Here is a 25,815-nt window from a genome sequence, read left to right as displayed (position 1 = left end):
TTATGTCACGGCCGGCAGCCTGGCTGCCAGTAACCGTCAGTTATACTTCACTCCATACGGCTCTGCCGTCTACCCAAGTCTTCACCGGCCAGCCCTTAAGCTTCCATCCGCCAAAAGGAGTATTCCGCCCTTTGCTGGCAAACGTTGCCGGGTCCACTTCCTTCTCTTCATTCAAATCAATCAGTGTCAGATCGGCAGGCGCCCCTACTGCAAGGCTGCCAGTGTTCAATCTGAACACCCGGGCCGGGTCAGCGGTCATCCGCTGGACCAGCAGGGACAGATCCCATTTGCCAGTGGCCACAAAAGCGGTATACAGCAGCGGAAAGGCTGTCTCAAAACCGACGATGCCAAACGGTGCAAGCTGCATGCCTTTTGCTTTCTCTTCCGCACTGTGCGGTGCATGATCGGTAACGATGATATCAAGCGTGCCGTCAAGCAGACCTTCGATGCAGGCCTCCACATCGCGGCGCGAGCGCAGCGGCGGGTTCATTTTCCAGTTCGCGTCCATGCCCGGAATGTCTTCCTCCGAGAGCAGCAGATGATGCGGGCACACCTCAGCGGTCACCTTGATGCCGATCTGCTTAGCCTGACGGATCAGCCGTACCGATTGCTCGGTGCTGACGTGGCACACATGGTAGTGAACGCCTGTAGCTTCAGACAGCAGTATGTCGCGGCCTACATGGATGGCTTCCGACTCATTCGGAATTCCCTTAAGTCCATGCTTGTCGGCAAACGTTCCTTCCGCTACCGCGCAGCCCTCAACCAGCGAGTTGTCCTCGCAGTGGGCGATGACCGGCATATCCAGTCCAGCCGCCAGCTTCATGGCATCCTTCATCATTTGTGCGCTCTGTACGCCTACACCGTCGTCGGTGAAGCCAATCGCTCCAGCCGCTTTCAGTGCGGCAAAGTCAGTCAGCTCAAGTCCCAGCTCATTCTTCGTAATGGCCGCGTAAGGCAGCACCTTCACGAGTCCGGCTTCACGCGCCTTATCTTTTACCAATTGGACAATCTCTGCACTGTCTGTTACCGGGCGTGTATTCGGCATGCAGGCGATGGTTGTGAATCCGCCCTTGGCCGCCGAACGTGCGCCGGTCTCAATCGTTTCCTTATGCTCAAACCCCGGTTCACGTAAGTGCACATGCATATCAATCAGTCCTGGAATCAGCAGCTTGCCTTCCGCTTCGATGATCTCTCCTGCTTCTTCAACCGCTTCTGCGGCATCCAGAATGTTAGAGATTACCCCGTCCAACACGACAATATGCTTGCGCTCCAGCACGCCTTCTTGGCCCAGTACACTGGCGTTTTTAATGATCACGGTTATGATTCTCCTTTGTGCCTCAGGCCGCAGCCGTAAGCTCTTAAGTTATTATATAATAAAAATTCATCTTTGTGTATATTTATTAGTAAAGTTATGTGAGGTTTTTTTGCGGAATCTTGCTATTGAAGTGCTCTCTCCATCACTGCCATCCGTACCGGGACTCCATTCGCCATCTGCGGGAAAATCCGCGACTGGCTGCTCTCCACCACTGCATCATCGATCTCCACATTGCGGTTGACCGGCGCCGGGTGCATGATGATCGTCCCCTTGTCCAGCTTCGCAGCGCGTTCTTCCGTAAGTCCGAAGTGCTCCCGGTACTCTGCTGCCGATAAAATAATACCGGAGGAATGCCGTTCCAGCTGCACTCTCAGCATCATAACCACATCCGCTTTCAGCGCTTCTTCCATTGAAACGTATGGGGCGTACGCGGCAAGCTCAGGAGCCTGCATATTCGCCGGTGCACAGAACTGGACGCTTGCGCCCATCTTGGTCAATGCCCACAGGTTGGAGCGTGCCACCCGGCTATGCATAATATCTCCGATAATCGACACTTTCAGGCCCTTCAGTTCTCCAAAATGCCTGCGCATCGTGTACAGATCCAGCAGCGCCTGTGTCGGGTGCTCATTGTTGCCGTCTCCGGCATTAATCAGCGGGATGCTTACCTTCTCGGCCAGCTGCTGCAGCACGCCTGCAGGCTTCAAACGCACAACTCCGGCATCGATCCCCATCGATTCTAAGGTGCGTACGGTATCGTAGATCGACTCGCCTTTTTCTACACTGGAAGCTGCCGCCGTGAAGTTCAGCACCTGAACGCCCAGCCGTTTCTCGGCCATTTCGAAGGAGAAGCGGGTCCGTGTGCTATTCTCAAAAAACATGTTGGCAACAAAATGCGCTTTCAGTACCGGCGTGAGCTTCTCGCTCTGATTGTCCCAGTAAGCCGTTCTGTTCAAAAGCAGGCTGATTTCCGAAGCGTCCAGCTCCTTAATCCCCAGCAGACTGCGTTCCTTCACTTTGGTTGCCGTCATCATTGTTATCGTTCCTCCCGGTTTGAAATAATGTACACTTCGTCCTTGCCGTCGTATTCGGTCAGTGACACTTCAATCTGCTCATGCCTGGAGGTAGGTACGTTCTTGCCGATATAGTCGGGGCGGATGGGCAGTTCCCGGTGTCCGCGGTCAGCCAGTACCGCCAGCTGGATCATCCGCGGCCGTCCGCAATCCATCAGCGCATCCATCGCCGCCCGGATCGTTCTGCCGGTGTACAGCACATCGTCGAACAGAATCACTTTCTTGTCCTGGATGCCGTTGCTGCCCGGGGGCAGGGTCAGATTGCTGTTGACCACAGCCTTGTCCATCGACTCCCTGTTGTCACCGCCGCCTTCGCGGTCATCGCGGTAATGCGTGATATCCAGCTCACCGTAAGGTATATCCACGCCTTCAATCTCCTTGATGCGCTCCGCAATCCGCTGGGCCAGATAAATCCCTCTTGTACGGATGCCGACCAGCAGACAATTCTCAATACCCTTGTTCTTCTCCAAAATCTCATGTGCAATGCGTGACAGTGCCCGGCGAATCGCCGTTTCGTCCATAATGACATTTTTTTCAGTAACCATCATCGTGCCATCCTCCTGCTTGATCGCCTGTTCAAGTTCCCGGATAAACAAAAAACTCCTTGCCCGAAACAGGCAAGGAGTGAAATCCGCAGATTCAAAAAGATGGCGTGTCCGCGCGCATAAAAAGGCCCTCCGTACTCATACGGATTCCTGCTTCCATGTTCGCGAACCTCGATTCACGTTACCTTGCCAGCCTCACGGGACTGAATTAAAGGCGCATATTCAACTATAGGGAATTATGACAGAAGATCGGGGTGGTGTCAAATTGTTTAAATTGTTGGTTTAGGTGAAGAGCGTGGCAGAGGGCGGCTGCGGTTTGGTGAAGGGCGCGGCTGCGGTGATTTTGGACTTCCGGCCGCTGTTGTCTCCAGATTTATTTGATTAACCGCTAAGCGGATTAAATCCGGAGACAAAGGCGGACGCTACCGCTCCTACAGTTCCAAAATCCCCTCCGCCGCTTCCACCTAAACGGTATGAAAGATTGGCAACTGCCACCACCCGGGGAGGGGTGGGGCAGGCAAGGCGGCACTATAGCGCTGCGCTGATCGTGCATACTTGGAACTAAAGCTATCCTGAAAAGCAAAGCCTTTTTATTGAAGAACATGTCTTTCTAAGCTAACATTTTCTTACATACAACAATGCTGAAAAGAGAATGAACCTTTTATTCAGATTCCTTCCGCAATAATGTCAAGAGATCATCGAAGATTCCTGGTGTCGTGAATACGGCCTCTTCACCATAGAGTTCATTAGGGATGTGATCGGGCACAACTTGTACATTGCAACTTAATGCTCCCGCCTCCCGTGCAATCAAGCCTGCGGCGGCTACGTCCCACGGTGAAAGACTTTCTGTATGCGCATCTAATTTTCCGGACGCCACATAACAAATGTCTACTGTCGGTGCGGCAAAACGCCTAATATCACGACAGTTTCTTCTGAGTCGGTTCACTCTTTCGATTGCTGGTTCGACTTTTGCTGGATCATGCGGAAAACCTGTGCCTATGACAGCATCCAGCAGCGAAGTACATGTACGAATTCGTAAACGCTCACCATTGCAATAGGAGCCTTCCCCTTTAATCCCAACATAAGTACAGTGCAAATCCGGCGCATATACCGCTCCTGCCAGTACTACGCCATCAAGGGCAAAAGCCAATGAAATGCCGTAATGCGGCAGGTTGCGAGCAAAATTAACGGTTCCATCTAAGGGATCAACTACCCAAACCGGACCGTCAAACTTGAAATTATCCCAGTTATGTACTCCATTTTCCTCCGAAAGAATTCGATGACCTTGAAATTTACCCATTATGGCTTCTTGAATGATTCTTTCCGATAACAAATCAGCGGATGTCACAAGTTCACCATAATCCTTGTAATTCACTTCAATTTTTTCCCGGCTGCGCAATTCGGAAATCTTGTCACCCGCTTTTGTTACAGCCTGCTCTGCAAACAACGCTAATTCTCGAAGGTCGAACTTCATTTCGTTCATATTCCTCCTTATCGTGCGTTTCTTTTAAGTAATTTCTTAAATACAGTAATGATTATGGTATCTGCTTAATAAGGAATCATCAACATTTTGAGAGACAACTTGATGATCTCGTTTGCTTCAACTTAATCATTCCTTCAAAAAATAATCATTGCGTAATTTATAAAATTATCCAGCTTATAAAAAATTCGTGAAATGATTGAACTATCCTGCCCGCTGGCTTATTTTCGTTCCCGCCCCGCCTCTGCTATGATTAAAAATGGAGGCGAACAGATCATGGACCTGGAGTTTATTACAGTAGATAAATGGGATGAACAGCTCTGGAAGCAGATGGAGCCGGTGTACCGGGAGGCTTTTCCCAGCGGAGCCAAACCGGAAGGGATTCTCCGCAGTATGCTGGAGCGGCGGATTGCTTACTTACATGCGGGACTGGGTCAGCAAGGGCAGGTTGCCGCCATGGCCGTTACTGGGGTCGTGGGAAAGACTGGCGATAAGGTACTGATCATAGATTACTTGGCAGTCGATAAGAAGCTGCGCGGGGCGGGTACGGGAACCTGGTTCCTCGGACAGATCAGGGATTGGGCTGTTCAAGAACACTTCGTTCAGGGGATTATCATTGAGGCCGAATCCGGAACTTCGGATACACACAAGGAACGCATTCACTTCTGGGAGCGGAACGGATTCGTCCTTACCTCCTATGTCCACCAGTATATCTGGGTGCCTGAGCCTTATCAGGCGATGCTGCTGCCGCTGGATGGAGCCGGGAATGTGCCGGATGACGGCGAAGCGCTGTTCCGTTATATCAATGCCTTTCACAGCAAGGCTTACCGGAAAGGTTAGGCTGCTGTTCATCAGGTCAGCCGGAGTTTCCGGCTGGCTTATCTTTATATCAGAGGCTGCTAACGCCAGCTCACTCTCACCACCGTCACATGTAGGCTGTCCCCCCTGTTACCGGCCTGCCTGTCCAAGTAATGTTGCACATTTTACAGGATTTTTGCTCCGCAAATGCATCATTGGGCTAAATGTTGTATTTTTTACAGCATTTAGGATGAATATTTACTTTTCTGAAGCGGATTGTTGTAAAAAGTGCAGGATTTGCGCTTTCAGGGCCTGTTTCGTCTGAGTAAAGTTGCAGTTTGTACAACATTTGACCAGACGGAGCGGATAGTGAGGCTCGGGAGCGATCGGCTGCCATAACAAAAAACCGCCGCAGATTTCTCTGCAGCGGCCCCATCAACCAAACTTAAAATTCGAATTCAACGTCGCTCAGGCGTCTTTGAATTTCGGAGATTACTCGTTTCTCATCTTCCTCACCCTTGGCAACGAAAGTAACGGAGAAACGCACGAACGCGCCGGCATCATCCCAAGGCACGGTGGAGATCAGCTTCTCGCGGATCAGGAACTGCGAGAAATCTTCGCCGGATTCGAAGCGGCGTCCGCCCTTAACGCCTTTTGGAGCAGCTACATAGAGGAAGAAGGAACCCTTCGGTTTCTCTGCCTTGAAGCCCAGGCTGTTCAGTGCATCCACCAGCATGTTGTGGCGGCGGGAGTATTTGGCAGCAATCGCTTCGGTAATCTCAGGATGAGACAGACCGTATGCGGCAGCTTTTTGAATCGCGATGAATTGACCGGAGTCATTGTTGTCCTTCACATCACTGAACGCCTTAACGATCAGCGGGTTGCCGGCAACGAAACCGATTCTCCAGCCAGTCATATTGTAGGACTTGGACAGGGAGTGCAGCTCCACGCCGACATCCTTGGCACCAGGTACGGACAGGAAGCTCAGCGGCTTCACGCCATCATACGTCAGCGCTGCATAAGGAGCGTCATGGATAACGACTACATCATATTTCTTCGCCCAGGCTACTACTTCGCTGAAAAATTCAGGAGTTGCGCTTGCACCTGTAGGGTTGTTCGGATAGTTCAGGTAGAGCAGCTTCGCCTTGTGGGCTACGTCTTCCGGAATAGAGTTCAGGTCAGGCAGGAAGTTGTTCTCCTTCTTAAGCTCAACGGAGTAGACTTGTCCACCCAGATATTTGGTGTGAGTGCCCAGCACCGGATAACCCGGAATGGTCATGATAGTGATGTCACCCGGATTAATGAAGACCGATGGCAGCATAGCCAGTGCAGGCTTCGAACCGATGGAATGTACGATTTCGTTTACTGGGTCGATGCCGTCTACCTGGAATACTTCCTTCAGATAAACTGCAGCCGCTGCTTTGAATTCAGGAATCCCGTTGTCGGAATATCCGCGGTTTTCTTCTTTGGCAGCTTCAAGGGCAAGTCTGGCCACAATGCCTTCATCCGCCATTTCGTCCGGCTCGCCGACGCCCATGTCGATCAATTCAATGTTAGGAAAATCCTGCTTCGCCGATGCTTTGGCGCGTTTGATTTTCTCGAATTTGTAGATGGAAGTGTCCTTGCCATATCCGGCGCCGCCGATGCGGTCCGCAAAATTAGTCTGAATGAATGTTTCCTGATAGTGTTCAATACTCATAATCTTCGTCTCATCTCCTGGCTATTGTTGTGAATCCATGATCTAAATATGAAGCAAAGCTGCTTTAGAAGCCATGGACTTATAATCTATTCATTTGTACTTATCTGCTGCGCAGTGTGTACAGCACTTCTTCCATATCTGCCGGAAGCGGCGCACTGAACTCCTTGTACTCCCCTGTGGCAGGATGCACAAATCCCAGTACAGCGGCATGCAGAGCCTGTCCAGTCATCGTCGTGCCTTTGCTGCGTCCATAGATTGGATCGCCGACCAGCGGATGGCCGATGAACTTCATATGCACGCGGATCTGATGCGTCCGTCCGGTCTCGAGCTGCAGCTCAAGCAGTGTGCAGTCGCCGAAGCGCTCCAGCACCGTAAAATGCGTCACAGAACGTTTGCTGTTCTTCTCAGTGACCATATACAGCTTGCGGTCATGCGGATCACGGCCGATTGGCGCATCTACTGTGCCCTTATCATGAGACAGATTGCCATGCACTACTGCGATGTAGCGGCGGGTTACACTGTGCTCCTTCAGCTGCGCGGCCAGCGAAGCATGACTGGCGTCATTCTTGGCAGCCATAATCAGACCGGAGGTATCCTTGTCGATGCGGTGCACAATGCCCGGACGAATCTCGCCGTTAATGCCTGACAGGTCCTTGCAATGGTACATCAGCGCATTGACCAGGGTGCCTGAGGGATGTCCTACTGCCGGATGCACCACCATACCGCGCGGCTTATTCACCACGATAACATCGCTGTCTTCATATACAACCTCAAGCGGGATATTCTCCGCAATTAAATCCGTAACTTCGGCTTCCGGAACCGTAACAGCCACCTTGTCGCCTTCATACAGCTTGTAGTTAGCTTTAACCGGAGCGCCGTTCACCGTCACATGACCACCGCTGATCCACAGCTGAACCTGCGAGCGGGAAACCTCTTCTTCCCAAGACTCCGTAATGTACTTATCAATCCGTTCCCGGGAATTCTCCGCGGCAACCATCCATTCGGTGACGTCTCTTTCTTCTTCGAGGGCGCCAGAAACCGCCTGCTCATTGACGTCTTTATTCAAAATCATTCATTCCCTTCTTTGACTTCCTGTGATTCCTTAACTTCGGTGACTTCCTGCTCGCCTTTCACATCCAGCAGCGTATCGAGAATAATCAGGGCTACCCCGACCACGATGCAGGAATCGGCTACGTTGAAGATCGGGAAGGTATAGCTGCCGAAATTGAACATCAGGAAATCTACAACTTCACCGTTCAGAATCCGGTCGAGGAAGTTTCCGACGGCTCCTCCAAGCACCAGCGACAATGCCGTAGGCAGCAATTTGCGGGTCTTCCGGGCCTTGTTCAGATACCAGACGATACCGGCAACAACTATAACCGTAATTACAATGAAGAACCACTGTTGTCCTTCAAGAATTCCGAAAGCGGCTCCACGATTGCGGTGGGACGTGATAATGAAGAAATCCTTTATAACCGGAATCTGCTCTGCAATCTCCAGCCGGGTAGCAATCAGATATTTGGTACCCTGGTCAATCAAAAATACAATTAGCGCAATCAGAAAGTACACCACAGAAGTTGTCACTCCGTTCTTATTTTTCCCGCGGTCCGCGGTACGAATACTGTATAAAGACTTGTATATTGTAGCACAGGCCTCAATATACCGTCCATTGCAAGGCACTCTAAACCCGCCAAAGTCCGGGCACTATTTTCCATCGCTAAAAAAGGGCCCCTGCGGCCAAGCTATACAAGCGGAAACGGCTTTGCCCTTCTTTATAAAGACGGTACCGTTTCAGCGAGGATTAAGCCACCGAAAGGAGCTCACAGCAATGAGCCATCTGACATCAACCCAGCTCTCCGGGCTGCGCGCATTACTGCTACAGCAGCAGGAGGACATCAAGCACAGGCTGCAAAATAATGAGCATTACGGACTGCAGGAAGCTATGCGCGATACTACCGGAGAGCTGTCCGAGATCGACAACCATCCCGGCGATGCCGCCACCGAGCTGTATAACCGTTCCATGGATATTTCCCTGCTGGAGCGGGACGAGCATGAGCTGGACGATATCGAAGCGGCGCTGCGGGCGATGGATGAAGGCACCTATGGCATTTGCATAGCCAGCGGCGAACCGATTCCTTATGAACGTCTGGCCGCGATTCCATCCACCCGTTACACCAAAGAGCATGCTCCCCGCCAGAGCGCTCCGTTTACCCGCCCGGTGGAGGAGGAGCTGCTGTCACCGCCTTTTGGACGGACCAGCCTGGATGAGCGGGAGGACCAGAACGGCTTCGACGGGGAGGATGCCTGGCAGATTGTTGAGAGCTGGGGCAATTCCGATTCCCCTGCCATGGCCGAAGGCAACAACATCAGCTCCTACAATGATATGGAGATCGAAGCGGACGAAACCGAAGGCTTCGTGGAGCCATGGGAGAATTTCGTCGCTACCGACATTACGGGAAATCATCTAACCATCATCAAAGGCAACAGTTACCGCCATTACATGGACGACGGGGAAGGTGACTACCTGCTGGACCCGCTCAAAAAAGAAAGGGAGTAGCCCCGCGCTGCTCTTTTTTAATTTGGCCCGGTCAGAAGGTCTTCAGCTCCAGCTGATGCTGCACGATACGCACAATGTCCGCAATATAGTCCCCGATAATCGGCAGATTCAATGCCCCGAGCACCTGAAGCACATAAATAATCGTCGCCGCAAAAAAAGTAAACCCGAGCGCAATCCCCAGCCCCCGGGCTACTCCGGATAAAATATTCAGCCAGATCAGCCGGAACGGCGAATGCAGCAGCTCCGTATATTCCGAAATCCGCGATTTCTCCATCTGCTGGGCCAGCTGGGTGGTCATCCGGTACAGCGCGTTCAGCTTTTCCTCCTGCGGCAGCTCTGCCGGATCACCGGCTGCTGCGAGCGCGGCTGCAGGCTTTTGAGAAGAAAATGGTGTCTGTATCCGCTCCCCGGAATGCAGGAATTGCCGCTTCTCCTCCGGTACTTTACCGGTATCCCTGCTGCTGTCTACTCCCGAGGTCTGAATTGAAATTCTGCCCGGCCCTTCCGGCCTCTCCGGCTTCCCGGCCTCCGTATCTCCATCTTTCCATCCGCCCATGCCTCCGGCACCTCCCTCGAATCTCTATGACCCGCAAAGCAAACGAGCCCGGTTAAAGAGACTTCTCTCTTTAAGCACGGGGCTCGTCATTTTGCATTCTAACCCATAGAAGCTTTTCCTTTGCGGCTAGTATATGCCATATAGGGACAAGTGATGCAGGGTGTGTGTTACTTAAGCGCCGATATGAATTCCGATGCTCTTGCCGCCGGCATCCACAGTTTCATAGGTATAATCTCCGTCAAAATCAACCGTAGTCACCAGTACATTCTCGCGCAGCACATGCTCGAATGCGGTAACCGCCGCCTTAAGCTCGTCATCGACATGCAGCGTAAGAGCAATCCGTTTGTCGATCGGCAGATCCAGGCGTTTACGGTAATCCTGCACCGCACGTACGACTTCGCGTACCCAGCCTTCCTGCACCAGCTCCGGTGTGATTTCGGTGTTTAGAGCCACCGTCAATCCATAGCCGGAAGCCGAGGCAAAACCTGGTTTGGCCTGCTTCTCAACCAGCAGCTCCTCGGATGTGATCTGCAGCTCTTCCCCGTCCGGCGATACAATGGCGAGTCCGCCGTCCTGTACGGTTTTGCGGGTAGCGTCACTGTCCATAGCTTTGAGGAAGCCTTGCAGGAAGCCGACGTTCTTGCCGTATTTCTTGCCTGCAACCTTCAGGTTCAGCTTCAGGGTGAAGTCTACAAAGCCGCTGTCGCTGTGCTCGATCACAATATGCTTCACATTGATTTCGTCTTTGATCAGCTCTTCATAATCTGCCACATTGAAGTTATCGTCAATCGAGGCGATCAGCTCAGACAGAGGCTGGCGGGTCTTGATGCCACTCTCGTTACGCACGTTGCGGGCCAGTTCCACGATCCCTCTGGCGCTCTCCATATCTTTTTCCAGTGCAAGATCAATCAGGCTCTCATCCGCTACCGGATAATCCGCGAGATGCACGCTTTCGCCGCCGCCCAGGTTCGTAAAGATATCCTCGGACAGCATCGGTGTGAAAGGTGCCATCAGCGTAGCTGTGGTCAGTAGTACATGCGTAAGTGTGCGGTATGCGTCCAGCTTCTCTTCGCCCAGCCCGCTGCCCCAGAACCGGTCACGGGAACGGCGGATGTACCAGTTGCTCAGCTCATCTACGAAATTCTCAATTGCTTTGGACGTATTCACGAAATCGTTAACGGCAAGGCCTTTATCCACCAGCAGGATCAGGCTGTTCAATCGGGACAGAATCCAGCGGTCGAGCTTACGCTCTGACAGCTTGAACAGGTGATCCGCAGGATCGTAGCCGTCGATACCGGCATACAGCGTCAGGAACGCATGCGTGTTAACCAGGGTATCCACAACCTTGGACTTCGTCTCTCCCACCAGACCGCGCGAGAACCGTTTGTTGTTCCATGGCGCACTGTCAGACAGAATGGCCCAGCGGAACGCGTCGGTGCCGTATTCGTTCATGATCTCCCAAGGGTCGATGACATTGCCCTTGGACTTGGACATCTTCTGGCCGTTCTCATCGAAAATATGACCATGGGCGATTACCGCCTTGTAAGGCGCTTTGCCCGTGAACAGCGTCGATACGGCAAGCAGGCTGTAGAACCAGCCGCGTGTCTGGTCGATCCCTTCGCAGATCATATCCGCCGGATACTGGTCTGCGAATCTGTCCTCATTCTCAAACGGATAGTGACTCTGGGCGAACGGCATCGAGCCGCTGTCGAACCATACGTCGATGACTTCCGGTGTGCGCACCATTACGCCGCCTTCACTGAACGGACTCCGCAGCTTGATGTTGTCCACATACGGCTTATGCAGCTCGATATCCTCTGCTACTTCGCCGATCGCCATCGATCTCAGTTCAGCAATACTATGCGGAGCGAACTCCTTGCCGGTGTCCTGGCAGACCCAGACATTCAGCGGCGTGCCCCAGTAACGGTTACGGCTGATATTCCAGTCCACCAGCTCCTCCAGGAACTTGCCGAAGCGGCCTTCACGCACATGGTCCGGATACCAGTTCACACTGTTATTGTTGGCGATCAGCTGATCCTTGATCGCTGTTGTCTGGATGAACCAGCTGTCTGTTGCATAATAGAGCAGTGGAGTATCGCAGCGCCAGCAGAACGGATAGCTGTGCTCATATTTCTCTTTACTGTAGAGCAGTCCCCGTTCGGACAATACCTTCACGATATCGAGGTCGACGTCTTTGACGAACCGTCCGGCAAAATCGCTCACCACACTGGTGTATTTACCGGAGGTATCCACCACATTCACGAAGCTGATGCCATTCTCGCGGCAGCTCTTGTAGTCATCTTCACCATGTGCCGGAGCCATATGCACGATCCCGGTACCGCTGGAATCCGAAACAAACGATGCGCCTACGATCACATTATGCTTCTCTGCCTTGATATAATCGAACGGCGGAGTGTAGCTCTGGCCGATAAAGTCCGCACCGGTATGGGTGGACAGGATCGTATACTCACCTTTGAGCACCTCATCCACTAGATTCTTGGCCAGTACATATACGCCGTCTTCCTGTTGGGCACGCACATATTCCATATTCGGGTTCATTGCCAGTGCCATATGCGCCGGAAGGGTCCAAGGTGTGGTCGTCCAGGCCAGCACATAATCGCCGCTGCCGTCCAGCTTGAACTTAGCTGTAGCACTCAGGTCCTTGACTGTCTTGTAGCCCTGCGCCACTTCATGGGAACTCAGCGTCGTCTGACAGCTCGGGCAGTACGGGCTGACGCGGTGTCCGCGGTACATTAAGCCTTTGTCATGCACGGTAGCGAGGATATTCCACACGCTCTCGATGTAGGTGTTATCCAGCGTAACGTAAGGGTTATCCAGATCCGTCCAGTAGCCGATCGCTTCCGTGAACTCACGCCACTGCTTCTCATAGCCGAATACACTTTCCTTACATTCCTTGATGAACTTCTCCACGCCGTACTCTTCGATGTCCTGCTTGCCGGAGATACCAAGCTTCTTCTGCACACCGAGTTCAACCGGCAGGCCGTGGGTATCCCAGCCCGCTTTACGGATCACACGGAAGCCCTTCATCGTCTGGTAGCGGCCGACGAAGTCCTTGATGACCCGGCCCAGCACATGCCCGATATGCGGCACGCCGTTCGCCGTCGGAGGTCCTTCATAGAACACATAGTTCGGGCGTCCCTCGCGGTTCTCCATGGATCTGCGGAACGTATTCTCGTCGCTCCATTTCTTCAGGATACGGACATCTCTGGCCCGTGCTTTTTCTTTTACATCTACTTTATGCATGATGGTCAATCCTTCCGTGGTTTAGTCTTTAAACCTTTTCGATCCCTCCCAAACCCTCCCTTAGCCAAGGGAGGGCCCCAAGGGCTCCGCCCTCTGGACACCTGGAAAGTTTGTCGATCTCCAGGGGAAAGGTGTTTGGTAAGTTAATTTTGTTGTAATGCCCGCTTACGCCGCAAGCGGCACGCTCTACCTCAGGCATCCGGCCCGCGAACCCGAAGGGCAGCGCTGGGCCGGGGCTTCGCTCTTGCCCTGGCATCCGGCCCGCGAACCCGGAGGGCAGCGCTGGGCCGGGGCCTCGCTCTTGCCGGGCACTCGGCCCGCGAACCCGGAGGGCAGCGCTGGGCCGGGGCCTCGCTCTTGCCGGGTACCCGGCCCGCGAACCCGTTAGGGCAGCGCTGGGCCGGGGCCTCGCTCTTGCCGGGCAACCGGCCCGCGAACCCGTTAGGGCAGCGCTGGGCCGGGGCCTCGCTCTTGCCGGGTACCCGGCCCGCGAACCCGTTAGGGCAGCGCTGGGCCGGGGCCTCGCTCTTGCCCGGGCAACCGGCCCGCGAACCCGTTAGGGCAGCGCTGGGCCGGGGCCTCGCTCTTGATCTTCGCCCTAGGTCTTCCGCAGTTAAGGCCCCGCAGGCGTACCCGTCAGGGCAGCCTAAGAAGGGCCGCGCCATTCGCCGCAGTAATCCTTCCCCTTCCGCCATCGTCACTCACCACTCGGAGCACTTGTTGCAGGTGTCCAGAGGGCGGCCAGCCCTTGGGGTCCCCCTTGGAAAGGGGGATTTAGGGGGATGGACCCACACAAAAAAAGCGCCATCCAGCCCCCAAAGGGGCGAGACAGCGCTCGCGATACCACCCTAATTCTGCACCTCACGCACATCCTTAGGGAAGTGTATTCAGTACAATCTCAGTTCCGCATGCAGAAATGCCACACGGGTCCGGGATAACGTCCGGCAGACGGCATAGCTTACACACGTATGCATATACGCTTCAGCTTAGCTTCTAGGGGAGGATCTTCCGGCAAGGCATGAACGATCGGCTCGCAGCAAACACCGACTCTCTGGAGAACGTTACCTTATCGTACTTGTCCCGTCATCGAATTTCGATTCAATGGATTACAGATATGTTCTAGTTATAGTCTGTTTAGAACCAATTGTCAAGATCCATAGGCCCGGAACCGGGAAGGCCGGGTTATAATAACAGCTCCCAGCTTACCGGAGTGCCGAGGGGAAGATCCTTTTTCATTTGTTTTCCTAACAACAGGTCGTAGTATTTCGGATCTAGACCATATCCTGGACGAATTACTTTAATATTATCTCCCGTCAGCACTTCACCAGCCTTTATATCCTTAGATACATATATCGACCGCCTGAATTGAAGTGATTTCTCCTCGTCCTTCGTGGGACCGATGGAAACCCTGCCGAGTGCCCTCCAGGCCGTATCCGTCTCTCTCACGAGGGAAGCAAATTCCCCGGGCTCCAGAGAAAAAGCCGCATCAACCCCGCCATCCTCACGGTTAAGGGTAAAATGCTTTTCAATGACAGTGCTGCCCAGCGCTACACTTGCAACGGCGGCACCCACGCCCAGGGTATGATCTGATAAGCCTACCTGGCAATGAAACACTTCGCTCAAATACGGAATGGTGTTCAGATTTGAGTTTTCGGGCGAAGCCGGATAACTGCTTGTGCATTTTAATAGAATATACTCACTGCAGCCTGCACCGGTTATTGTGTTTACCGCATGTTCGATTTCGCCGAGCGAAGCCATTCCTGTGGAAATAATCATCGGCTTTCCTTTGGAGGCGACTTTTCTGAGCAACGGGATATCATTATTTTCAAAAGAGGCAATTTTATAGCAGGCAACACCCAGGGTTTCCAAAAACTCAAGCGAGGTTTCATCAAACGGTGTACTGAAGGGAATCATCCCTAGTTCCCTGCAGGCATCAAATATTCTTCCGTGCCATTCCCAGGGGGTATACGCCTCCTTATAGAGCTCAAATAGAGACTTCCCCTTCCAAAGCCCGTTGGATTCAGGAATCATGAAATCTCTCTCCTGGATATTCAGCGTCATCGTTTCGGGCGTATACGTTTGAATTTTAAATGCGTGTGCGCCAGCCTTGGCCGCTGCCTTAACCAGCTCAAGCGCCCGGTCAAGTGACTGATTATGATTGCCGGACATTTCCGCGATGATAAAAGGAGATGCCCGCTTCCTATACGCCGGTTACCGATCGTGATTTCCTTCATTTGCTCCCGCAGCCTCCTCTTTCAACACTTCACTGTGCTTCTCCCATTGCTCCTGAAAAATCGCCATTAATACCACATCGGTATATTGTTGATTTCTTAGAATCTGCTTGCACAGCCTGCCTTCCTCCACAAATCCTAATCTGCGGTGATAGGACAAGCTCTTCTGGTTAAAATCCAGGATTTGGGCGCCTACCTTCCTCATTTGTCTTTCTTTGAAAATCAGATCAAGCGCCAAGATCCCCATGATCTTTCCCAAACCCCGGGGACAGGCCTGATTCCCAATATAAAAACCCCATTCACAGGTTTGGTTGGTGAGGTTGATCTGTGAGAATTGAACGAGACCTATAGGTTGTTCTCGATAAAAGCATAACTTCACCAGCTTGCTTGCATCCTTCTCCGTAGAATTAAGCCATTTGCAATGCTCCTCTAAGGAATGAGCTCAGTATAATTCATAAAAGGACGGATATGGCCGGCGTTGCGCCACTCCAGGACAAGGCTCTTATGTTCTTGACCCAAGTTCTCCAGCTTATAGTCATTAATGTCTGCCATAGTCCCCTCCCATGATCCTGTCTATAACCTCATTGAACCGGCCCTCCCCCATAAGCTGAAGTGCCTTCTCAGACATATCTTTCACCAGTACGTGTTCCAGACCATCCTTAGGAATGTATCTGTAGGACATCATGTTTTTCAGGTATTTGCCACAAACCAAGAGGATCTTCAGGGAGACATCACTGTAACTGGCCCTGTTATCATTACCGCAAAGGTTTTCGCGCCGCAATAAAACACAAAAAAACTCCTTTGTAGAAGTCTTGTTTATTAAACAAACAAGATCAATAACTTCTACTAAGGAGTTTTTATTCAAATGAATAGCCCGGATTCCCGTTCACAATGCGTTCTCAGTAACCTCGCGGCTCTCAAGCGCATTCCAGTCATCCTGCGACAGCAGCTCCAGCTGGGCCTCCAGCAGGGTCCGGAAACGGGTGCGGTAGATTGAAGCCTGCTTGCGCAGCTCCTCTGTCTCGATCGCTACCTTGCGGGATTTGGACAACGCTTCGTTGATGATCCGGTCCGCATTTTTTTCTGCTTCCTTAAGGATCAGCTGTGACTCTTTTTTGGAGTTGTTCTTCACATCATCTGCAGCCTCCTGAGCCACGATAATGGTCTTGGACAGGCTTTCTTCAATATTGACAAAATGATCAAGGCGTTCCTGAATGGATAAAAGCTGGTTGTGCAGCTCTTTGTTCTCACGAATAACGCTTTCGTAATCCTTAATGACCTGATCCAGAAATTCGTTGACCTCATCTTCGTCATAACCGCGGATTCTCCGAGAGAATTCCTTGTTATGTATATCGAGCGGTGTTAATGGCATGCTGTGCACCTCCTAGAAATTTCGGACATCCATTGTCCCTGAACGATAGTCTGTCCGGATGACAAAGATGAAAGACTGCTTGCTTGGATATCCCCAAAAGTGAAGGGGGGTGTTTCCCTTGAGAATATCAATTTCGACAAGCACGCCTGTAATCCTGCAAAGAACTCAGACAAATTTGCCTACCAGAATCCGGTAACGGCCTTTCTTCGTCAAGCTGCCGATCTCCAGCACCTTGAACCGTCCGAAGCCCTGTATCGAAACTACATCACCGTCTTTCAGACTGCAGGACGGATCTTCCTCCACCTTCCAGTTCACCCGCACCCGTCCGGCTTTGATGGGAGCCAGAATTTTGCTCCGGCTTAGTCGGGTCACATCCGCTGCAATTCCGTCAAGTCTCAGGGAAGCCACGGTGAAATCCATCGTTTCCAGCTTAACCTGGCTGCTGCGTAAGCCGGATAGCGGCAGTAATTCTGTACTAACATTAATCCGGTGTACACCGGTCAGATTCATGGACAGATAATCGGCGATATCCTCAGCTACCACAACGTGACAGCCGTCCTCCAGCACATGAATATCACCGATCTTGCCTCTTTTGATGCCCAGTCCCAGGATGGCTCCCATGTAATCACCATGCTCCAGCGCAAGGAATTTCTGCTCCCCCGAGGTAATGGCCAGCACCTTCAGCTCCATGTCCTCACCCGTGAGATCACGGTAATCCGGCGCAACCATAGCCCGCTTCCGCTCGGCATCGTCAGAACCGCCCTCCCAGCGTACAATGACATCGGGGTGGCGGTTCACCAGGCTCTGCAGTATATATCCCTGACGGGGATCGAGAAATTCGGTCAGCTTGGTCTCATGGTACTCTCCTGCATTCGTAACCCATTCCCAGGCCTTGTCCACAAATTGCCGTTCATCCGGGTGGAAGTGGCCGTAAATTTCATTCTTCATGTGCTTAGCCGAACACCAGGGCCACAATGGAATGAAGTCCGCCTACCGCAAACCGGAGCACGACAATCGCAATAATCGGGGAGATGTCGATGGTTCCGAACAGAGGCGGGATGATTTTCCGGAATGGCGTAAGATACGGCTCCACAAGCTTGCCAAGCAGCTCACCGATAAAGTTCTCACGCAGATTAGGCAGCCAGGACATGAGAATGTATACGATAATCATGTAATAGTAAATTGTAAATAGGATGTCTATAATTGAAGATATTTGATCCAAAACCTGCTCACCTCATTCTGTTGTAGTCTTGATCGTCACCAAGAATTTCTGTTATGGAGCCTTGGATTTCCACTGTATCCGGAGTGCACATAAATATATTGCCCCCAATCTTGGATATTCCTCCACCCAGGGCATAAACCGTTCCGCTTAAAAAATCAATAATCCTCATTGCCTGATCGTTACGCACCCGCTGCAAATTAATAACTACCGTGCGGTGCGCACGCAGATGGTCGGCAATCTCCTGGGCCTCGTCATACGAACGCGGCTCGTAGAGCACAACCTTCACATTTTTTTGCGAATGGATACTGACGACGTTGGCCCGCTGATTTTTGCGTGTTTCTACAGGGGCGGGTTCGTATTCATCCTCATCACGGGAAATTTGCTCCCGCTCCACTATTTCCTCTTCCTCCTGCAAACCCAAGAAACTCATAAACCGGTTCATCACGCCCATCAATCTCCCTCCTAATGACCTACTAGTACCGTTCCCAGGCGCACCCGGGTGGCTCCTTCCTGTATCGCCACTTCAAAATCATTCGACATTCCCATCGACAGCTCTTGTATAGGCTCAGGTGTCAAAGCAAGCTGATTAAGCGAATCGCGCAACTCACGCAGCCCCCGGAATACGGGACGGGTAAGCTCCGGATCTTCCTCATGCGGGGCCATGGTCATCAGTCCGATTACCTTCACACGGCTTAGCGAGGCGATGTCCTTCAGGAAATCCTCTACCGCTTCGGGCGGCAAACCGAACTTCGTATCTTCTCCGGAAATATTCACCTGCAGGAACACCTTAACATCCAGTCCGGCGGCGTCCGCCTTCTTGTGCAGTTCCCGTGCCAGCGATAGCCGGTCGAGCGAGTGTATATATTCAAATTTACCTATAACGTCTTTTACCTTATTGGTCTGCAAATGCCCGATAAAGTGCCAGATTCCCTTGTGTCCAAGCGCATTCCATTTAGGCTCTGCATCCTGCCAGCGGCTCTCCGCAATCTCCGTGAGCCCTGCTTCCAGCACAGCGGCTACCGTATCCAGAGGTACATATTTCGTCACCGCGATAACCTTGACGTCACTTACATCACGGCCGTTGACCGCGCAGGCCTGTGCGACACGTTCCAGGGTGATGGCAATTCTTTCCTGTAATGAGGCCAAAATTCAACTCTCCTTTATTCCGATCCAGCTCGTCATTCTCCCTGTAACCCCATTTTCCTTGCGGTACGAAAAGAACAGATCACTGTTACAGCTTGTACACCAAGTTGTACATTCGATATGAGTCGGCAATATTCCTGCTTTTATCATAATGCGTTGATTCATTTCTTTCAAGTTAAGCATACTTTTGCTGCTGTCCTTATCCGAGCTTCTATATAAGTCCGGCGCCCCTTCCACCATCATCAGCGGGTTCAGCCCGGCCTCCAGCCGGCGGACGTGGTCCATTACATAATCATCTACCTCGTAGCAGCATTCGCCAATCGAAGGGCCTATGGCAGCCTGGATATCCTCCGGACGGCTTCCATACTCCTGTTCCATTCTGTCCACCATCGCTGCTGCGATCTCTGCCACAGTCCCCTTCCAGCCTGCATGCGCCAGCCCCACAACACTGTGCACGGGGTCATAGAAGTAGAGCGGTACACAATCCGCATAAAAGGAAGTCAGCAGCACACCCGGCACATTAGTCAGAAGCCCGTCGGTAGCCTGAAAAGCTGTAGACCGGTCCAGGCTGCCTTTTCCGCGGTCCTGTTCTGTAATTACCGCTATATCTTTACCATGGGTTTGTTCTCCGCAGGTCCAGGACTGGAGCCCGAAACCAAGACTTTCGGCCAGCAGCTTTCTGTTGCTGAGCACAACAGCCGGATCATCACCGACATGAAACGCACAGTTGAAGCTGTCATACGGCTTCGTACCGCTGCCGCCCTCTCTGCCTGTGAATCCTGCTGTGATTGCATTATACTTCTCTCGCCACGGCTCCAGATGAAGCAGCATAGGCGTTCCGTCACTCCGCATAAACGGTTCCATATCTTCACCTCCGCTTAAGTGTAACATAAACTCAGCCCCATAAACTCTACCCCACAAACTCTACCCCACAAACTCTACCCCACAAACTCTACCCCACAAACTCTACCCCACAAAGTGATGTTATGCTCCGATGCCCATCCAAGTACTTTGCGGGGACCCCGAAAACCTGCCACACAAAATAATCCCCACAAAGTGACGTTATGCTGCACACTCCTGAGCCCACCCTATGCCTTTACCCATATACGCAGAAAAAAGACGCACCCGATTAATAAGTGCGCCGCTCGCTGCGTTCCGGCCGCTCCAGATACATCATCTCCCGCTCTCCCTGGCCTTGAGGCATCCGGGATTCCTCAATCTTCACCAGGACGACATCGGCACCGATCTTGACGATATTCCGCCACGGGATAATCAGATCGGCACCGCCTCCGAACAGTCCCATGAACCTTGTATATCCCGGTACGATGATGGCATCAATAACCCCGCGGCGCAGATCCAGCTCCAGATCACTAATCTGTCCGAGCCGCTTGCCGTCGACAATATTAATAACATCCTTGGTTTGAAAATCAGAGATTTTCATCTTTTTGCCCGACCCTACGGAATCTTCATTCATCCTGCCACCCCTGTACATTCAGACCTATAGCTCCAGTATATGTGCTTAAGGCTTGGCAACATGTCTTAATTCATTTCCGGCCTTCGCCGTTACATACAAAAGGATACCCCGGGCAGCCGCTCACGCGCCTTCCGGAATATCCCCCGCTTATCTATAGCCTACTGTTTAAGACTTCACATGCTTTTGCATTTGCTGAATAGCCGACTTCTCAAGCCGCGATACCTGCGCCTGTGAGATCCCAATCTCATCCGCTACCTCCATCTGGGTTTTACCTTCAAAGAACCGCATGGACAAAATACGTTTCTCGCGCTGTCCCAGCCGCTGCATGGCTTCACGAAGAGCAATCTCTTCAATCCAGGATACATCTTTGTTCTTATCGTCGCTGATCTGATCCATCACATAGATCGGATCACCGCCGTCATGATAGATCGGTTCGAACAGGGATACCGGGTCCTGAATAGCATCAAGGGCAAAGACGACATCTTCTTTAGGTACCCCGAGCGCTTCTGAAATTTCGAGGATCGTCGGTTCCCGCGAATTCTGATTGGTCAGGCTGTCACGGACCTGAAGGGCCTTATAGGCAATATCCCGCAGCGAGCGCGATACCCGGATCGGGTTGTTGTCACGCAAGTAGCGGCGGATCTCTCCGATGATCATCGGCACCGCATAGGTAGAGAACTTGACATTCTGCGATAAATCAAAATTATCGATGGCTTTCATGAGTCCGATGCAGCCTACCTGAAACAGATCATCCACGAACTCCCCACGATTATTGAACCTTTGAATTACGCTAAGAACAAGTCTAAGGTTACCATTTACCAATTTCTCTCTGGCGGATCGCTCGCCCTGCTGCTGCAGCGAAGTGAACAATGCCCGCATTTCCACGTTCGTAAGAACGGGCAGCTTAGCGGTGTCCACACCGCAAATCTCGACTTTATTTCGGGTCATGATGATTTACCTCCCAAGGAGAAACATTACTGTACATTATCTCCCCGGTCCGGCATTTTATTCCTCGGTTCCTTCAGCTTACACCATCTTGTTGAACTCCTTGCGCAGCCGCTTGATAATTCTTTTCTCCAGCCGCGAGATGTAGGATTGGGAAATGCCAAGCAAATCAGCAACATCCTTTTGGGTTTTTTCCTCACCGCCGCGCAGTCCGAACCGCAGCTCCATAATTAATCTTTCCCGTTCACTGAGCTTCTCCAGCGCCTTCTGCAGCAGCTTGCGGTCCACCTGTTCTTCGATATTCCGGTAAATCGTGTCATTCTCCGTTCCCAGCACATCCGATAACAGCAGCTCGTTGCCGTCCCAGTCAATATTCAGAGGTTCATCAAAAGAAACCTCGCTTCTAGTTTTGCTGTTGCGCCGCAGATACATCAGAATTTCATTCTCAATGCAGCGTGAGGCATAGGTGGCCAGTTTTATTTTTTTCTCCGGATCAAAGGTATTGACCGCCTTAATCAGTCCAATCGCCCCGATGGAAACAAGATCCTCGATATTAATCCCTGTGTTCTCGAATTTCCGGGCGATATACACCACCAGCCGCAGGTTGCGTTCAATCAGCATGGCCCGGACTGCCGCATCACCGCTTGAGAGCCGCTGCAGCAGGAATTCTTCCTCTTCCCGTGTAAGCGGAGGAGGCAGCGCTTCACTGCCCCCGATATAATAAATTTCCTGGCTCTTCAGTCCCAGCAGAAACAGCATGCGATAATACTGCAGTTGCAGCACAAGTTTGAATTTGACCATTTATTGTTCCTCCTATATGTTCCTTAACTCATAGCCTTGTCTGCCGGCGCCTCTACAGCGCTCTCATTGTGGGTCAGGTCAGGATGTATGACCGCCCGGTACGCTCCGTCTCCCGACAGTGTCCCGCCATCCAGCCCGATGAGAACCCTCTTGCTGTAAAAGGTTTCTCCGCCAAGCTTTATCATCACTGAATCCGGCTTCAACGCGAGCATGAAGGATGCCCCGCGGTTAACGCCTCTGTACGGCACCAGCCGTATTCTGTCCTGCCAGGCAAACGACTGCCCGTCCGCTTCCAGCACAAGTGTATCTGCCCCTGTCTGTGTCAGCCTCCCTTTCCATGAGGCCGGGAGATGGCCTTCCCATAGTGAGGATTCCATAACCATGACCGGAATTCGCGTAAGCGGATCATTGAGCCGGTTTCCGGTGTCCAGCAGCCCTGGACAGGTAACAGATACTCCGTCAATCTCCACGGTCACTTCACCGATATATGTCTCCAGCTGCTCCCTGCGCCTGCGCGAGGATTGAATCAGCTTGAAGAGAAGAAGCACCAGCGGAAGCATCGCAAGCACGAACCAGAATCCAATTTTCAACCGGTAAGCTTGGCCGCCTGAAGAAGTAAAGATAATGCCGTTCCAGATGTCGCCTGAGCTTTGCAGCAAATAATGAATCCCTACTATACCTCCTGCCGCCGCAAAATTAATGATATAAAATGCCCCTAATGCACGAAGATAGCTTTGCAGACTTCTAAATCCGAACGCGATCCACAGCATCACTACCGACAACCCGAATTTGATGAGGAAGGTGTACATGAAGGACAGCTCCGGTACAAACATCATCACGACATAGAGCGCGCCAACCAGCGCAGAGAGAGACAGGCGCCACCAGGACACCTTCAGCTTGACCAGCCAGCTGGTCAGCCACAATAGAATTCCGTCGATCAGCAGATTGGCGGCGAAGATCAAGTCAATATAAACAACCAGTGTTTTCACCTGCCTGGTAACGGATATCTAGCCGGAGGCCAGGGTGAAGGCTCTCTTTTTAGACGATAAGATTAGTATAGGAACTCTCGCATTCAAAGTCTGTCTAAACTTGGGGGGCGTACTTACGTTTTTTTTGTCGAGTTATAGGTCAGCAGAGATATTAAGAGGATAAAAGAAAAAGCCAGCCTGTAGAGGCTGACTTCAAGTTCGAATATTCATTCAAGTGATAGATTTCAATTCTTCTTCAGTCAGTCCGGTTGCCTTCATTACAGAAGGAAGATCCAGCCCCATAGCCAGGAGATTCTTGGCTATTTCCAGTTTTGCCTCGAGCTCACCTTCTGCTCTGCCTTCTGCTCTGCCTACTTCTCTGCCTTCTGCTATACCTTTAGCAAACCCTTCTCTTTGTGCACCGTCTCTCTGCGAGGCTTCGTCAAGCAGAAACTTCTGGCGGTCCTCATATTTACGCCGGGCTTCCGAATCCTGACTCAGAAACTCCAGGGTTTCCATCGCCTTCCTCAAAGCAGGTTCGTTCATCAACAGCACCTCCCAATCCGAGTGGTTTTTTCCCTTCAAGAACAGCAACCAGTTCACCAGGCCGCCTTGGCCGGGAACAGCTGGCTGATTCAGCTTGGGTAATTCCAGAAAATGAATTTCAATATCATCCGTGAGCGGCGTTCCGGTTGCATCCTCCCGTAAATGAAATACACTATGGGGATATTCGTGAGGCAGCACCTTATAATTCAAAATGTTGATTGTTACGCATTTCTTGAGGTCTGTATATTTGCCGCTTACCTGAAGCTGGCCCGCATAACGTTTGCTCCAGTAATATAAGGTCCTTTTCTCAATATCGTATTTGTTGAACAGCTGCATTTCAATATTGATCAGCTTGCCCTCTACAGACTTTGCCCAAATGTCAAATATCGATTGCTTATCCAGCGGATCATCCTTATCCGTATACGGATTGAGCAGCACTACTTCCTTCAGCGGCGGATCTCCCGCATCCATGAATATCCGGTTCAAAAAAGCCAGCAGCACTTCCTTGTTACTCTCACTTGCAAATATCCGTTTAAATACAAAATCCACCCGGGGGTCCAGCAGTTCCATTCATATCGTCTCCCGTTATCGTTATTATAACAGCCTAAAAACAAAAAAACACCGTATTCGTCCCAGCTCTAGGCGGGTCGAATACGGTGCTTCCGTAAAAAAGCTATGCAGTTCATTGCTCTTAGTTCTTAATCATTGTTGCCGCGTGTCCGGTTGCGCAGGAAGGTTGGAATATCCAGCTGATCAGAGGTTGTCTGATTGCCGAACGGACGAAGATTCGCGTTCTTATCCTTGTCCGCTGCCGGCTCATTGCTGGCTGCAGGACGGCGAGCAGGCGCTACAGGGGAAGGCTTATGTTCAAAGCCGGTAGCAATTACCGTAACCTTGATTTCGTCCTTCATACTCTCTTCAATAATCGCACCGAAGATCATATTCACTTCAGGATCGGAAGCAGAGGTAACAATCTCAGCCGCTTCATTAACCTCATACAAGGAGAGGTTGGAGCCGCCAGTAATGTTCATAATTACGCCGCGTGCACCTTCGATGGAGGTTTCGAGGAGCGGGCTCATAATGGCTTTGCGGGCCGCTTCCGAGGCACGGTTCTCGCCGGTCGCAATACCGATACCCATAAGCGCTGAACCGCGCTCCGTCATAATTGTCTTCACATCGGCAAAGTCAAGGTTGATCAGGCCGGGAACGGCAATGAGATCAGAAATCCCTTGCACAGCCTGGCGGAGTACATTATCCGCTTCGCGGAAAGCCTCCAGCATTGGGGTTTTCTTATCCACAATTTCCAGCAGGCGGTCATTTGGAATCACGATCAGCGTATCCACTTTTTCTTTCAACGCTTCGATTCCCAGTTCTGCCTGATTGGAACGTTTTCTGCCTTCAAAAGTAAACGGACGGGTCACGACGCCAACCGTCAATGCTCCGCACTCTCTGGCAATCTCAGCAATTACAGGCGCTGCGCCCGTTCCGGTACCCCCGCCCATACCTGCGGTTACGAATACCATATCTGCACCTTTAAGCGTATTTGAAATCAGATCGCGGGATTCTTCAGCCGCTTTCTTCCCCACCTCAGGATTGGCTCCAGCGCCAAGTCCGCGGGTCAGTTTATCCCCGATTTGCAGTTTATGCTCCGATTTGGCCATATGCAGCGCTTGGGCATCTGTATTAACCGTGATGAATTCAACACCCTGAACGCCATTTTCAATCATCCGGTTTACAGCATTGCTTCCGCCGCCGCCTACGCCGATGACCTTTATTTGGGCTAAGCTCTCCATTTCAAAATCAAATTCCAACATATTGTTTCCATCTCC

At 51.7% G+C, this 25,815-nt stretch carries 25 protein-coding genes and 1 pseudogene; 2 read left to right on the top strand and 24 right to left on the bottom strand.

Going from position 1 to position 25,815, the window contains the following annotated elements; all coding sequences use genetic code 11:
* Positions 1–40: 40 nt before the first annotated feature.
* The 4 genes from NSQ73_RS06615 to NSQ73_RS06600 form a co-directional block, all read right to left on the bottom strand.
* On the bottom strand, positions 41–1,321 hold the full coding sequence (locus NSQ73_RS06615) for a dihydroorotase (RefSeq protein WP_340989208.1): 1,281 nt from the start codon (positions 1,319–1,321) through the stop codon (positions 41–43).
* Positions 1,322–1,437: 116 nt separating this feature from the next.
* Positions 1,438–2,346 (bottom strand): aspartate carbamoyltransferase catalytic subunit, encoded by a 909-nt coding sequence (locus NSQ73_RS06610; RefSeq protein ID WP_340985792.1) that lies wholly within the window; start codon positions 2,344–2,346, stop codon positions 1,438–1,440.
* A 2-nt stretch (positions 2,347–2,348) separates the two neighbouring features.
* The gene (gene pyrR / locus NSQ73_RS06605) at positions 2,349–2,930 is read right to left on the bottom strand and encodes a bifunctional pyr operon transcriptional regulator/uracil phosphoribosyltransferase PyrR (RefSeq protein WP_039304472.1); all 582 of its coding nucleotides are present in this window, start codon (positions 2,928–2,930) and stop codon (positions 2,349–2,351) included.
* A 661-nt stretch (positions 2,931–3,591) separates the two neighbouring features.
* Positions 3,592–4,413 carry an inositol monophosphatase family protein gene (locus NSQ73_RS06600; protein ID WP_340985791.1) on the bottom strand — a complete coding sequence of 274 codons (822 nt, stop codon included), beginning with the start codon at positions 4,411–4,413 and terminating at the stop codon, positions 3,592–3,594.
* 273 nt (positions 4,414–4,686) lie between these two features.
* Between NSQ73_RS06600 and NSQ73_RS06595 the strand changes: the two genes are divergently transcribed.
* Entirely contained in the window at positions 4,687–5,250 is a 564-nt protein-coding gene (locus NSQ73_RS06595; RefSeq protein ID WP_340985790.1) for a GNAT family N-acetyltransferase, read from the top strand.
* Between the two features lie 403 nt (positions 5,251–5,653).
* Here the strand turns inward: NSQ73_RS06595 and NSQ73_RS06590 are convergent, their stop codons facing one another.
* The 3 genes from NSQ73_RS06590 to lspA form a co-directional block, all read right to left on the bottom strand.
* On the bottom strand, positions 5,654–6,907 hold the full coding sequence (locus NSQ73_RS06590) for an LL-diaminopimelate aminotransferase (RefSeq protein ID WP_340985788.1): 1,254 nt from the start codon (positions 6,905–6,907) through the stop codon (positions 5,654–5,656).
* Positions 6,908–7,007: 100 nt separating this feature from the next.
* On the bottom strand, positions 7,008–7,904 hold the full coding sequence (locus NSQ73_RS06585) for an RluA family pseudouridine synthase (RefSeq protein WP_445669658.1): 897 nt from the start codon (positions 7,902–7,904) through the stop codon (positions 7,008–7,010).
* A 71-nt stretch (positions 7,905–7,975) separates the two neighbouring features.
* Entirely contained in the window at positions 7,976–8,479 is a 504-nt protein-coding gene (lspA, locus tag NSQ73_RS06580) for a signal peptidase II (protein ID WP_039304467.1), read from the bottom strand.
* Between the two features lie 256 nt (positions 8,480–8,735).
* On the opposite strand from lspA, the gene NSQ73_RS06575 reads away from it, so the two are divergent.
* Positions 8,736–9,464, top strand: coding sequence for a TraR/DksA C4-type zinc finger protein (locus NSQ73_RS06575; RefSeq protein WP_042238479.1), 729 nt, complete (start codon positions 8,736–8,738; stop codon positions 9,462–9,464).
* Positions 9,465–9,495: 31 nt separating this feature from the next.
* Here NSQ73_RS06575 and NSQ73_RS06570 read toward each other — a convergent pair whose 3' ends face one another.
* The 17 genes and pseudogenes from NSQ73_RS06570 to ftsZ all read right to left on the bottom strand — a co-directional run bounded on the left by NSQ73_RS06570 (position 9,496) and on the right by ftsZ (position 25,800).
* The gene (locus NSQ73_RS06570; protein ID WP_144026082.1) at positions 9,496–9,798 is read right to left on the bottom strand and encodes a DUF5665 domain-containing protein; all 303 of its coding nucleotides are present in this window, start codon (positions 9,796–9,798) and stop codon (positions 9,496–9,498) included.
* 393 nt (positions 9,799–10,191) lie between these two features.
* Positions 10,192–13,284, bottom strand: a complete 3,093-nt coding sequence (ileS, locus tag NSQ73_RS06565; protein ID WP_340985785.1) for an isoleucine--tRNA ligase — start codon at positions 13,282–13,284, stop codon at positions 10,192–10,194.
* A 1,182-nt stretch (positions 13,285–14,466) separates the two neighbouring features.
* Positions 14,467–15,518, bottom strand: a pseudogene (gene pseI, locus NSQ73_RS06560) (pseudaminic acid synthase).
* The gene (locus NSQ73_RS06555; RefSeq protein WP_340989206.1) at positions 15,496–15,897 is read right to left on the bottom strand and encodes a GNAT family N-acetyltransferase; all 402 of its coding nucleotides are present in this window, start codon (positions 15,895–15,897) and stop codon (positions 15,496–15,498) included. The pseudogene pseI and the gene NSQ73_RS06555 overlap by 23 nt, the downstream one beginning before the upstream one ends.
* A 47-nt stretch (positions 15,898–15,944) precedes the next feature.
* Positions 15,945–16,067, bottom strand: coding sequence for a hypothetical protein (locus NSQ73_RS06550; RefSeq protein WP_340985784.1), 123 nt, complete (start codon positions 16,065–16,067; stop codon positions 15,945–15,947).
* Between the two features lie 334 nt (positions 16,068–16,401).
* Complete coding sequence (locus tag NSQ73_RS06545) at positions 16,402–16,887, bottom strand: DivIVA domain-containing protein (protein WP_042139375.1); 486 nt, start codon at positions 16,885–16,887, stop codon at positions 16,402–16,404.
* Between the two features lie 165 nt (positions 16,888–17,052).
* Entirely contained in the window at positions 17,053–17,835 is a 783-nt protein-coding gene (locus NSQ73_RS06540; RefSeq protein WP_340985783.1) for a YlmH family RNA-binding protein, read from the bottom strand.
* Between the two features lie 4 nt (positions 17,836–17,839).
* Entirely contained in the window at positions 17,840–18,109 is a 270-nt protein-coding gene (locus tag NSQ73_RS06535; protein ID WP_039304304.1) for a YggT family protein, read from the bottom strand.
* A gap of 7 nt (positions 18,110–18,116) precedes the next feature.
* Positions 18,117–18,560, bottom strand: coding sequence for a cell division protein SepF (locus NSQ73_RS06530; protein WP_039304302.1), 444 nt, complete (start codon positions 18,558–18,560; stop codon positions 18,117–18,119).
* 11 nt (positions 18,561–18,571) lie between these two features.
* Entirely contained in the window at positions 18,572–19,255 is a 684-nt protein-coding gene (locus tag NSQ73_RS06525; protein WP_340985782.1) for a YggS family pyridoxal phosphate-dependent enzyme, read from the bottom strand.
* Between the two features lie 3 nt (positions 19,256–19,258).
* Positions 19,259–20,116 carry a peptidoglycan editing factor PgeF gene (gene pgeF, locus NSQ73_RS06520; protein WP_042139379.1) on the bottom strand — a complete coding sequence of 286 codons (858 nt, stop codon included), beginning with the start codon at positions 20,114–20,116 and terminating at the stop codon, positions 19,259–19,261.
* Between the two features lie 265 nt (positions 20,117–20,381).
* Positions 20,382–20,726, bottom strand: a complete 345-nt coding sequence (locus NSQ73_RS06515; protein WP_340985780.1) for a YlmC/YmxH family sporulation protein — start codon at positions 20,724–20,726, stop codon at positions 20,382–20,384.
* A gap of 165 nt (positions 20,727–20,891) precedes the next feature.
* Positions 20,892–21,674, bottom strand: coding sequence for an RNA polymerase sporulation sigma factor SigG (gene sigG, locus NSQ73_RS06510; protein ID WP_039304289.1), 783 nt, complete (start codon positions 21,672–21,674; stop codon positions 20,892–20,894).
* A gap of 78 nt (positions 21,675–21,752) precedes the next feature.
* The gene (gene sigE / locus NSQ73_RS06505) at positions 21,753–22,472 is read right to left on the bottom strand and encodes an RNA polymerase sporulation sigma factor SigE (RefSeq protein WP_039304286.1); all 720 of its coding nucleotides are present in this window, start codon (positions 22,470–22,472) and stop codon (positions 21,753–21,755) included.
* Positions 22,473–22,495: 23 nt separating this feature from the next.
* Positions 22,496–23,461, bottom strand: a complete 966-nt coding sequence (spoIIGA, locus tag NSQ73_RS06500; RefSeq protein ID WP_171721024.1) for a sigma-E processing peptidase SpoIIGA — start codon at positions 23,459–23,461, stop codon at positions 22,496–22,498.
* Positions 23,462–23,671: 210 nt separating this feature from the next.
* Positions 23,672–24,556 (bottom strand): Rpn family recombination-promoting nuclease/putative transposase, encoded by an 885-nt coding sequence (locus tag NSQ73_RS06495; RefSeq protein WP_340985779.1) that lies wholly within the window; start codon positions 24,554–24,556, stop codon positions 23,672–23,674.
* Between the two features lie 128 nt (positions 24,557–24,684).
* A complete protein-coding gene (gene ftsZ / locus NSQ73_RS06490; RefSeq protein ID WP_340985778.1) occupies positions 24,685–25,800 on the bottom strand; it encodes a cell division protein FtsZ in 1,116 nt (371 codons plus the stop codon).
* Positions 25,801–25,815: the final 15 nt, after the last annotated feature.

The sequence above is a fragment of the Paenibacillus sp. FSL R10-2736 genome (assembly GCF_038000245.1).
In the GTDB taxonomy this organism is placed as follows: Bacteria; Bacillota; Bacilli; order Paenibacillales; family Paenibacillaceae; genus Paenibacillus_AQ; species Paenibacillus_AQ phytohabitans.
This window is presented reverse-complemented; position numbering and strand designations above follow the sequence as displayed.